The sequence below is a fragment of the Pseudomonas antarctica genome (assembly GCF_001647715.1).
Taxonomy (GTDB): Bacteria; Pseudomonadota; Gammaproteobacteria; order Pseudomonadales; family Pseudomonadaceae; genus Aquipseudomonas; species Aquipseudomonas antarctica_A.
Map to the genome: position 1 here is coordinate 5,429,983 of NZ_CP015600.1, position 10,712 is coordinate 5,440,694.

The 10,712-nt window shown below is 58.7% G+C and carries 10 protein-coding genes and 1 pseudogene; 3 read left to right on the forward strand and 8 right to left on the reverse strand.

Annotation, left to right across the window (positions count from 1 at the left end; all coding sequences use genetic code 11):
- Positions 1-15 precede the first annotated feature (15 nt).
- Both mmsB and A7J50_RS24700 read right to left on the reverse strand, forming a co-directional pair.
- Positions 16-903: a 3-hydroxyisobutyrate dehydrogenase gene (gene mmsB / locus A7J50_RS24695; protein ID WP_064454133.1), complete on the reverse strand. Its 888-nt coding sequence runs from the start codon at positions 901-903 to the stop codon at positions 16-18.
- Between the two features lie 15 nt (positions 904-918).
- Complete coding sequence (locus tag A7J50_RS24700; protein ID WP_064454134.1) at positions 919-2,436, reverse strand: CoA-acylating methylmalonate-semialdehyde dehydrogenase; 1,518 nt, start codon at positions 2,434-2,436, stop codon at positions 919-921.
- Positions 2,437-2,565: 129 nt separating this feature from the next.
- Here A7J50_RS24700 and A7J50_RS24705 point away from each other — a divergent pair, with 129 nt between their 5' ends.
- Together A7J50_RS24705 and A7J50_RS24710 are read left to right on the forward strand one after the other, a co-directional pair.
- Positions 2,566-3,513: a LysR family transcriptional regulator gene (locus A7J50_RS24705; RefSeq protein WP_064454135.1), complete on the forward strand. Its 948-nt coding sequence runs from the start codon at positions 2,566-2,568 to the stop codon at positions 3,511-3,513.
- Between the two features lie 331 nt (positions 3,514-3,844).
- On the forward strand, positions 3,845-4,135 hold the full coding sequence (locus A7J50_RS24710) for a DUF3077 domain-containing protein (protein ID WP_064454136.1): 291 nt from the start codon (positions 3,845-3,847) through the stop codon (positions 4,133-4,135).
- A gap of 45 nt (positions 4,136-4,180) precedes the next feature.
- Here the strand turns inward: A7J50_RS24710 and A7J50_RS24715 are convergent, their stop codons facing one another.
- The 3 genes from A7J50_RS24715 to A7J50_RS24725 are packed head-to-tail and all read right to left on the reverse strand — an operon-like array spanning position 4,181 to position 6,977.
- Entirely contained in the window at positions 4,181-5,128 is a 948-nt protein-coding gene (locus tag A7J50_RS24715; RefSeq protein ID WP_064454137.1) for a LysR substrate-binding domain-containing protein, read from the reverse strand.
- Entirely contained in the window at positions 5,128-5,976 is an 849-nt protein-coding gene (locus tag A7J50_RS24720; RefSeq protein ID WP_064454138.1) for an EamA family transporter, read from the reverse strand. The genes A7J50_RS24715 and A7J50_RS24720 overlap by 1 nt, the downstream gene beginning before the upstream one ends.
- A 53-nt stretch (positions 5,977-6,029) precedes the next feature.
- The gene (locus A7J50_RS24725; protein ID WP_064454139.1) at positions 6,030-6,977 is read right to left on the reverse strand and encodes a TauD/TfdA family dioxygenase; all 948 of its coding nucleotides are present in this window, start codon (positions 6,975-6,977) and stop codon (positions 6,030-6,032) included.
- Positions 6,978-7,134: 157 nt separating this feature from the next.
- Here A7J50_RS24725 and A7J50_RS24730 point away from each other — a divergent pair.
- Positions 7,135-7,326, forward strand: a pseudogene (locus tag A7J50_RS24730) (DUF3077 domain-containing protein); the annotation flags it as partial.
- A gap of 1,036 nt (positions 7,327-8,362) precedes the next feature.
- On the opposite strand, the gene A7J50_RS24740 reads toward A7J50_RS24730, so the two are convergent.
- From A7J50_RS24740 to A7J50_RS24750, 3 genes are read right to left on the reverse strand one after another with little or no spacing between them, the layout of a single operon-like run.
- A complete protein-coding gene (locus tag A7J50_RS24740) occupies positions 8,363-8,854 on the reverse strand; it encodes an OmpA family protein (RefSeq protein WP_064454141.1) in 492 nt (163 codons plus the stop codon).
- A 4-nt stretch (positions 8,855-8,858) separates the two neighbouring features.
- Positions 8,859-10,121 carry a diguanylate cyclase domain-containing protein gene (locus tag A7J50_RS24745; protein WP_064454142.1) on the reverse strand — a complete coding sequence of 421 codons (1,263 nt, stop codon included), beginning with the start codon at positions 10,119-10,121 and terminating at the stop codon, positions 8,859-8,861.
- Entirely contained in the window at positions 10,118-10,684 is a 567-nt protein-coding gene (locus tag A7J50_RS24750; protein WP_064454143.1) for a YfiR family protein, read from the reverse strand. The genes A7J50_RS24745 and A7J50_RS24750 overlap by 4 nt, the downstream gene beginning before the upstream one ends.
- Positions 10,685-10,712 lie beyond the last annotated feature (28 nt).

Consider the following 10,712-nt stretch of genomic DNA (forward strand, 5'->3'; position numbering starts at 1 on the left):
CCCCCGGAAAACGCCCTATTCGGGCTTGCGATAGCTGTTGATGATCGCCGAGAAGTCCTTGCCCCCTTCCCCGCGCTGGCTCATCGATTGATACAACTGCTGGGCCACAGCGCCCAGAATCACCGGTTGCTTCGCCTGGCGCGCGGCTTCGGTGGCCAGGCCCAAGTCCTTGAGCATCAGGTCGGCGCCAAAACCACCGGTGTAACCACGCGAGGATGGCGCGGTTTCGATCACGCCCGGCCATGGGTTGTAAGTGTCGGAACTCCAGCAACGCCCGGTCGAGCTGTTGATGATCCCGGCCAGCACCTGGGTGTCGATACCCAGCGCATCGCCCAACGCCATGGCTTCACTGACGCCGACCATGCTGATGCCCAGCAGCAGGTTGTTGCAGATCTTGGCGATCTGGCCGGTGCCGACGTCGCCGCAATGCACGATGTTGCGGCCCATCTGCGCCAACACCGGTTGCAGGGTGGCGAACAGTTCTGGCGTGGCGCCGACCATGAAAGTCAGGGTGCCCGCGCTGGCGCCGCCGGTGCCGCCGGAGACGGGGGCGTCGGCAACGGCTACACCTTGCTTCGCCGCCGCAGCCGCTACATCACGGATGGTTTGCGGGTCGATGGTGCTGCAATCCACTGCCGGTACGCCCTTGCCGATCCCGGCGAGCACGCCGTCTTCATTCAGCCACACACTGCGCACGTGGGCAGCGGCGGGCAGCATGGTAATCACCAATTCAGCGCCGTTAGCCGCATCACGCGGGGAATCGCTGACAGTGCCGCCGAGTTCGGCCAGCTCTTTGAGAACCGTCTGGTTCAGGTCGAACAGGTTCAGCGCGTGGCCGGCCTTGATCAGGTTGCGGGCCATGGGCGCGCCCATGTTGCCCAAGCCGATAAATGCAATCTTCATGGTCGTCTCCCGAAATCAGCGCAGGTTGATGGTGGTGTTGACGCCATCGTTGACCGTGTCGTCGTCGAACCAGCGGCTCGTGACAGTTTTGGTCTGGGTGTAGAACTGCACCACTTGCTTGCCGTACGGGCCGAGGTCGCCGAGCTTGGAGCCACGCGAACCGGTAAAGCTGAAGAATGGCACCGGCACCGGAATCGGGATGTTGATGCCGACCTGGCCTACATCGATTTCACTCTGGAACTTACGCGCCGCTGCACCGCTTTGGGTGAACAGGCCGGTGCCGTTGCCGAATGGGTTGGCGTTGACCAGCGCGATGGCTTCATCGAGGGTCGCAACTTCGAGCACTACCAGCACCGGGCCGAAGATTTCCTGGGTGTAGATCTGCATATCGGTGGTCACGCCCGAAAACAGGGTCGGGCCGACGAAGTTGCCTCGCTCGAAGCCCGGTACCTTGATGTCGCGGCCGTCCAGCTCCAGCTTGGCGCCTTCTTTCACGCCGCTTTCGATCAGCTCCAGGATGCGTGCCTTGGCGCGCTTGGAAATCACCGGGCCGACATCGGTGCCGGCTTCGCTGCCGGCATTCACTTTGAGCTTTTGCGCCAGCGCTTTCAGATCAGGCAGCCATTGCTTGGCCGCGCCGACCAGCACCACTACGGACGTAGCCATGCAACGCTGGCCCGCCGCGCCGAAACCGGCGCCGACCAGCGCATTCAAGGTGTGTTCGCGGTTGGCGTCCGGCAGCACCACGGCGTGGTTCTTGGCGCCCATCATCGATTGCACGCGCTTGCCGTGTTTACCGGCCAAGTCGTAGACGTGCGTGCCAACGGCAGTCGAGCCGACGAAGGACACGGCCTTGATGTCTTTATGGGTGCACAGCGCATCCACCACGTCCTTGCCGCCGTGCACCACATTGAGCACGCCAGCCGGTACGCCGGCTTCCAGCGCCAGCTCCACCAGCAACATAGTCGATAGCGGGTCTTGCTCGGATGGTTTGAGCACGAAGGTGTTACCGCAGGCAATCGCCATCGGGAACATCCACAGCGGAATCATCGCCGGGAAGTTGAACGGGGTAATGCCGGCGCACACGCCGATAGGCTGGCGCAGGGTGTAGGTGTCGACGCCACCGGCGACGTTTTCAGCGAATTCGCCCATCTGCAACGTGCCGATGGAACACGCGTGCTCAACCACTTCCAGGCCACGGAAAATATCGCCTTCGGCATCGGCAATGGTCTTACCCTGCTCGGCGCTGAGGACGACGGCAATGCGTTTGGAATGTTCACGGATCAGGGCTTGCAGCTTGAGCATGATGCGCATGCGCGCGCCAATAGGCGTCAGCTTCCAGGTCTGGAAGGCGCTGTGGGCGGCGTCGATGGCGGCGTTGACTTCATCGGCGGTGGCGAAAGGGACTTTGGCCAGCACTTGCTGGGTGGCCGGGTTAACGATGTCTTGCCAATGGGTGGTCTTGGACTCGACCCATTCACCATTGATCAGCAACTTGACCTGTTGCACGGAAATATCGGCAGAAGCGTTCATGTGGTCTCCAATCTTGTAGTTATGCAGAGACAAGGCGCGTGAATCGCCTTGGAAATGAGGCGTTCGGACTGTTTTTGGAGTATAGATGTGCAAATCTCTAATAAGAACGCACATAAAAGCCGGTCCAATATGCAAAAAAACATCACGTCATTGGGCTCCCTGAACTGGGATGACCTGAAGTTTTTCCTCGAAGTGGCCCGCACCCGCAAGGCCAGCGTGGCCGCCAAGCGCCTGGCGGTGGACTACACCACCGTGTCGCGGCGCATCAGTTCTTTGGAAGTGTCGCTCGGCACCTTGCTGTTCGAAAAATCCCGGACCAACGGCTTTGTCCTTACCGCCGAGGGCCAGCGTTTGCTGGGTTACGCGGAGTCCATCGAAAGCACCTTGCACATGGCTTGCGAGCAGGTGTCCGGCTCCGGCGTGGCACTGTCCGGCCATGTGCGCATGGGCTGCACCGAGGGTTTCGGCAGCTTTTTCGTTACCCCGCAGCTCAGCCACTTCGTCGACACGTACCCCGCGATCTCCGTCGACATCCTGCCCCTGCCCCACTTCATCAGCCTGTCCAAGCGCGAAGCCGACATCGTCATCGCCCTGGAGCGCCCGGAACACGGGCCGTATGTGTGCTGCAAACTGTGCGATTACAAACTGCAGCTCTACGCGACCCAGGACTACCTCAACCAACACCCGCCCATCCACCGCCCGGCAGACTTGGCCGAGCATCCATTTATCAGCTATGTGGATGATTTGGCGTTCAGTTCGGAGCTGCTGTACCTGGCGAACGTGGTGCCCGGCGCCAGCGCCAGCCTGCGCAGTACCAGCGTGATTGCACAGTACGTGGCGGCGCAGCAGGGGCGGTCGATGGCGATATTGCCGTGCTTTCTGGCGGCGCAGGACCCGCGGTTGTTGCCGGTGCTGGGGGAGGAGATTGCGATTACGCGGCAGTTTTGGATGTATTGCCGGGAGGATTTGCGGAAGTTGAAGCGGATTACGTTGTTGTGGGATTACATCAGGGAGGTGACGGAGCAGAATCAGGGGTTGTTGATGGGGGAGACGCGGGAGATCAAGTTTGCGGATTAAAGGGCCATCAACGACGATTCGCTTTAAATTGCAGGACGTTTCCTAGAGACTCTCCACCCTATTGCGCCTTACCGTTTGGGTCACTAGCCTCCCCGGGTCGCTGCACATCAGCGATCGGGTTTAGCGATCCGGGTTTCAGGCGTGTCACTGCCCCCAACAGTATTAGCTGGCTCTCGTCAGCTTTTAGCGTTTTATGGCGGCTGTGTGCGGGAGACTTTCGAGTCTACCCGGGATGCGCTCTGGCCCGGATCGCTAACCTGCACACAGCTGCCACCCTCTTCATGTTTAGCGATGTGATGTGGCGGCTCTACTTCAGCAGAGAGCAATCGTCATGAGCAAAATCGTCCCCGATCCACCGCTTTCCTCCATCACCACCCTCGGCGTCGTCACCTTCGGCGACTACGGCGAAAACCAAAAACCCCTGTTCCGGGTCAATTCCGGTATGCCGATTGAGCAAGCCCTGGAACACGCCTCCACCCTGCTTTTTTACTCCAAGAAACTCGCCATGGAAGCCGCCATGGATGTGCGCGGCGAGCAATACGCGTGGGCTGCGCATTACCTGTGTGAGATGGGCAAGGCCGTGGTGGATGACTTGACACAGGCGATGACGCCGGGCAGTTAAGCGAACACCGTTTAAATGTGGGAGGAGGCTTGCTCCTTCCCACATTTAAACCGCGCCAGCTCCGGCTATTTGCGGATGCCGAGCCCGAACGTCGCGCAGAAACTCACCCGCGCTGATCTTGAGCCAATCAATCAAGCGAGCAATGTCCGGCTCCGACTGTCGTCCGTTTCGGCAAATGACGTAGTAGGCTGCTGGCGACATCATCACGGGGCTATTCAACGCCACTAACGCTCCGTCTTCCAACTGGTCATACACCAATGCAGTCCTGCCCAGCGCTATGCCTCCGCCCTTCACCGCCAGACTGATCGCCAGACTCGAATCCGGAAATCGCGGCCCGTGGTGATAAGGCGGCGGCGCCAGCCCCTGGAACGCAAACCAACTTTCCCACCCAGGGCACACCTGATCGTCCACCCGATGAATCAGCGGGTACCGGGCGACATTCTCCAGCGCAATATCACCCTTCAACCGCAGAAACTCCGGCGAACACACGGGGAACACCGCGTCGCGCATCAGCAGTTCGACATGATGATCCGGGTAGTCACCGTAACCCATCACCACCGCAACATCGTATTGATGAGCCTCCAGGCTGGCGCTGCTCATGTCGGCGCTGGTCAACACCAGATCAATGTTAAACGAGGCCTCAGTGTGAGAGCCGTGCATCCTGGGGATTAGCCACGTCGAACAGAGGGAAGACGTGCATGAGAGGTACAACGGTTGGGATTTACCGGGATTGAGTGAATGCAGCACCCCGCCCAGCGCCTTGAAAAAACCATCGGTAACGGGCAACAAAGCCTGCCCCGCCGCCGTCAGCTTGACGCCACGCGAGTGCCGCTCAAACAACTGCACGCCCCACCACTCTTCCAGGCCAGCAATTTGATGACTGATGGCACTGGCAGTGAGGTTAAGCTCAGACGCTGCACGTGCAAAACTTCCGGTTTGCGCAGCGCTGACGAACGCTTGAAGCATCGGTGTGGGAGGCGGACGCTGGGCCATCAGGTGCTCACTTTGATCAAGATGATCCCGCAAACAATGACGCATGCCGAGAGCATCCGTCGCCAACCGAACCGTTCATGAAAGAACAGCGCGGCAATTATGGCGCCGATAATAACACTGGTTTCCCGCAGCGCTGAGACCTTGGCGACGGCGTCCAGCGACAACGCAAACAGCACCAATCCGTAAGACGCCAGGTAAAAAACGCCGCCTAATAGGCCGACTCGCCAATGTCCACGTATCGCACGAGCCAAGGCCGAGCGCTCTTTGGAAAACGCCAGCACCGGGATCGGAATACTCTGGAACACCGTCAGGTAGATGATGTATTGCAGCACCGTCTCACTGGCTCTTACACCTTTGGCATCCACCACCGTGTAAGACGCAATAAACGCCCCGGCGCACACCGCCATCAGGATCGGCTTGAACATCTGCGCCGTCATCCTGCGCACAAAGGTCAGGCTGATAATCCCCACACAAATCAGCAACACTCCCGCCAGCGCCTGGAGTGACAACTGTTCATGCAGCAGAAAGTAGGAAAACAGCGCGACCAATACGGGCGGCACCCCGCGCATTACAGGGTAAACCTGACCGAAGTCACCCGTTTCGTACGCTTTGATCAGAAATAGCCGATAGACCGTATTGAGCACCACGGAGATGAGAATGTAGCCCCATACCTCCAGGCTCGGCACGGTGACAAGCGGCAACGCCACCAGGCATATCACCAGCGCGGTGCCATCGACCATGGCCAAGGTAATAAAGCGACTGCTACCGGCACGGACTACGGCGTTCCAAGTGGCGTGCATAACAGCAGAGATCAAGACCAGCGTGATCGCGATATCGGAATTGTCCATGGGGCTCGGCTTATGGCGGATCTGGGAGGACGTACGTTATGAATATCGGGACATCATTGTTTGCGTAACCACATCCGTAGCATGTAGCGATTCAGATCGCTCAAAGGCTCACTGTCATTGATTTCGGAACGTGGAGTACTCTTATCAATGAAGTGCGTGCGGGTATGGAGAAACTTGTTATCGGCCGAAATAAGTACCTGCCCTGGCTCCAGCAGTACTCGATGCTGAACAGATGACTGATCGAGAACAGTATCCAGAAAGTCCAGTGCCTGAGATTGAGCCACAGTTAACGGCACTGCTGCCTTTAGGTGAGCTGATTCAATGTAGACTCGAAAGTATCTGATCAGTGGAATACCTTCATTGGAAAAGCTCAGGATCGGTGCTTTAAACAACTGTTCCTCATCTGACATGCCGCGATTCTCAAAAAAGAAGTCACATTTGAGTTCTTCCAAAACTTCTGGGTACGCCATCAGCTCCGCGTATACCGCACTTGCATCAATGAGAATGCTCTCACCTCCTAAAAGCGCTTTCTGTCCGCAAGCCAGGATCAGGTAATCAATAGGTAGCGGGTCGCTCACTCCATCGTTGTGTACGTAAGCACCCTGGCGGGTTTGATGGTATCTGGCTCCCTCCTCAATGCTCTTACCCCCTCGATCATAAACCTCAATCACTTTGTGACCGAGATGGTTCTGTACCATTGGTACACCGAGTAATGAACCAAATGTCCATACGAGCGATTTGAAACTGGCAAGTTTTTCGACTCTGAAGCCATCGAGGATCAAGACGTGGCTCTCGTGATCGATCATGTTTCGTATTCTATGTAGCTCTTCGCTCAGAGCGGGTAACAGTAGCGGATTGATGTAGGCTGGCTTCGCATCGAATCGATCATGCTGGATTTCAGATTCGATAATTTTCGTTGCACTCAACAGTTCATCGAAAGCAACTTTTGAAAGCCTGAGCTTAGAAACTTCTTGGCGGAAATTACTGACATTTATGTTCATCGCAATCCTTTACGGTGGTTAGTTAGAGCGCCTATTTAACTAAGTCCACCACTTGCGAAAAAGCGAATCCTCATCAGCCTAGCCATTAAGATTCGTCATGGAAGACGATTCCTACAGTCAAAACCTAATGGTTGTTGCTGGCACTTGGTAATGGTGCGTCAATTCCGGCACACCGGCTGGCGGTACCCTGGAACACGCCTCCACCCTGCTTTTTTACTCCAAGAAACTCGCCATGGAAGCCGCCATGGATGTGCGCGGCGAGCAATACGCGTGGGCTGCGCATTACCTGTGTGAGATGGGCAAGGCCGTGGTGGACGACTTGACACAGGCGATGACGCCGGGCAGTTAAGCGAACACTGTAGCGAGCACGCTGCAAAAATAAATGTGGGGCTTGCTCGCGAATGCGGTGGGTCAGCCAATAAATATGTGGCTGAACGACCGCCATCGCGGGCAAGCCCGGCTCCCACATTTGAACTGCGAAGGGCGCGGAATTCTGGTCAGACACAGATAAGTGTGGGAGCTGGCTTGCCTGCGATGGCGGTGGGTCAGTCAGCTTATCTGCTGCTGATACACCGCTTTCGCGAGCAAGCCCGCTCCCACATTTTTGAGCTGTGACGGGCGCAGAACTGTGGTCAGACACAGATAAGTGTGGGAGCTGGCTTGCCTGCGATGGTGGAGGGTCAGTCAGCTTATCTGCTGCTGATACACCGCCATCGCGGGCAAGCCCGGCTCCCACATTTGTACTGCGAACGGCGCGGAATTCTGGTCAGACACAGATAAGTGTGGGAGCTGGCTTGCCTGCGATGGTGGAGGGTCAGTCAGCTTATCTGCTGCTGATACACCGCCATCGCGGGCAAGCCCGGCTCCCACATTTGTACTGCGAACGGCGCGGAATTCTGGTCAGACACAGATAAGTGTGGGAGCTGGCTTGCCTGCGATGGCGGTGGGTCAGTCCGCTTATCTGCTGCTGATACACCGCTTTCGCAAGCAAGCCCGCTCCCACATTTTTGAGCTGTGGCAGGCGCAGAACTTTGGTCAGACACAGATAAGTGTGGGAGCTGGCTTGCCTGCGATGGCGGTGGGTCAGTCAGCTTATCTGCTGCTGATACACCGCTTTCGCGAGCAAGCCCGGCTCCCACATTTTTGAGCTGTGGCAGGCGCAGAATTCTGGTCAGACACAGATAAGTGTGGGAGCTGGCTTGCCTGCGATGGCGGTGGGTCAGTCAGCTTTATCTGCTGCTGATACACCGCCATCGCGGGCAAGCCCGGCTCCCACATTTGAACTGCGAAGGGCGCAGAACTTTGGTCATGCACAAATAAGTGTGGGAGCTGGCAAGCCAGCTCCCACATTTGACCGCATTGCAGCATTGGAACGGGTTAAGCGGTTAGTCCGCGATCACCACAATCGACACTCGACGATTCTCCGTGCGCCCCGCCACCGTGGTGTTAGACGCCACCGGTTCGCTGCTGCCCAAGCCGCGCAGCTTAATGTTTTCTTCCTTCATGCCCACACCCGTCAGCACTTTGCCCACGCTTTTGGCGCGGCGCAGGGACAGTTGCTGGTTGTAGCTCTCTTTGCCCGAGGCGTCGGTGTGGCCGTCGACGCGCACGCGTTCGATGCCCGCGCCCACCAGGGCCTTGCCGATACGTTCGACGATGTCGGTGCTGGCTTTGTTGAGGCTTTCAACGTCGCTGCCGAACAGCACTTTGCCCGAGAGCCCGAACGCCCAGCCTTCGTCGGTGAGTTCGAAACCTTGCTGTTTGAGCACTGCGACTTGCGCCGGTGTCAGGCCTTTGGGTGGGGCTGTCTGGCAGCCGCCGAGGGCAAGGAAGGCCACCAGTAAAGTGATAAACATAAAACGCGCGTTCGAGAACAAGGGATCAACTCCTGTGGTTAACATTTGCGGCGGTGGGCTCCGATTCCGCCGTTTGCTGGCCGCCCTGGGATAAGCGTTTGGCCTGGTACATCGCCGCATCAGCGGCATTGAGCAAGGTGCCGGGAGTGGCGCCATGATCGGGATAAACGGCAATGCCGATACTGAGGGAGGTCACAACCTGGGTGTTGCCGGGCAGTGGGATCGGCTTGTCCATGCTGGCAATGATCTTGTCGGCGATACGCTGGGCGTCCTCCACCTTGTGCAGGGGCGCGAGCAGGATCGCGAATTCATCGCCGCCCAGGCGCGCCACCAAGTCATCTTCACGCAATTGCGCGCGCACGCGCTCGGCAACGGCCACCAACACGGCATCACCGGCGGCGTGGCCGAAGTTGTCATTAATGTCTTTGAAACGGTCGCTGTCGAGGAACAGTACGGCGACTCGCTCATTGATCTTGGCGGCGCTGCGCAGGGCGCGGATCAGCCGGCCTTCGAAAAACGCGCGATTGGGCAGCCCCGTCAGGCTGTCGTGGCTGGCCTGGTGGGCGAGTGTTTCGTTTTCGCTTTGCAGGTGGCTTTGCCAGGCTTCCATCTCGCCGAGCAGGGCATTGAAGTCACTGCCCAGGCTGTCGAGCTCAGCGATCTGCGCCGGGGGTACGCGCCGGTCGAAATCGCGCTCGCTGCGGGCGGCGTGCGCCACGGCGGCAAGGCTTTGCAACGGTTTGGTGATGCCCAGCAACAGGCGCCGCGCCAAGTACAACGCCACCCAGGCGCTGAGGGCCGTGCAAATCACGATGCCGGCCAAGCCGCTGAGCAGGAAGCGCAACAGGCTGCCGCCATGGCCAACCACGTGAATGCTGCCGACCGTTTGCCCTTGACGCAAAATCGGCTGGCTGATGGGCTGTTCGAGCAAAGCATGCGCCAGCGCCAGTTCGACCTGGGACAACATGCCTGTTTCCGGCCGTGACCATTGGGCCAACAGCTTGCCGTTGGCATCGAACACTTCGGCCTGGGCCACTTCCTCGGTGGAGGCGATGAGGCTGAGGGCTTCGGTGGCGGCGGCACTGTCGTTGAACACCACCGCGGCTTCCACGGTGTAGTTGATGGAGCGCGCGATCAGGTGCAGGTTGTGATCGGCATACACGCGCAGCGCCAACACGCCGAGCAGGGTCAGGGACACGCTGGCCAGGGTCACGGCTACCAGCGCCAGAATCAGATGCCCTCGGCCGATGACTGAACGCAGGGTGGGGCGCGCTTTATGAGCCCTCATGGCACCGTCGCTCGACGGCGGGACAACTGCAACACGCTGGGGTGGATGCGCACGCCACTGCGGGCAACGGAATCCAGGTTGACCTCGAACGACACCTGCTGATCACCCACGCGCAGGCAGAACAGGCTGCCCACAGTGCATTGGTCGCCACCTTCGCTGATGCTGAGCACCGGGTGACCAATCAATGAGGTAAACAGCCGGGTGCGCTCATCGGCGCTGAGTTTGCCGATGTACACGGCGTCGCACGCACTGACAATATCGGGGTGATCGGCCAGCAGGCGCTGCACCACAACCGGACGGCCGGTCGCCTGGGTCGTGCCCTTGACCAGGTCGTCGGTGTATTGGGTCGGCCCGACAATGCACAGGCGCAATTGCGCAGGCTCTACGGGCCAGCGTGCATAACTGAGAATACCGAGCACCACCTGAGTCACCGCCTGGGCGCGTTGGTCCGCCGGGCTGGGTGCCTGGGCAAATGCTCGCGGCGCGAGCACGCACACAAGCGCCACCAGTAACATGCGTCTCCAGCTCAAACTGCGCTCTGTGGGCGAGACAGCCACGTTCATGCAGCAATTCTCTTCAGGTATTTTTTCA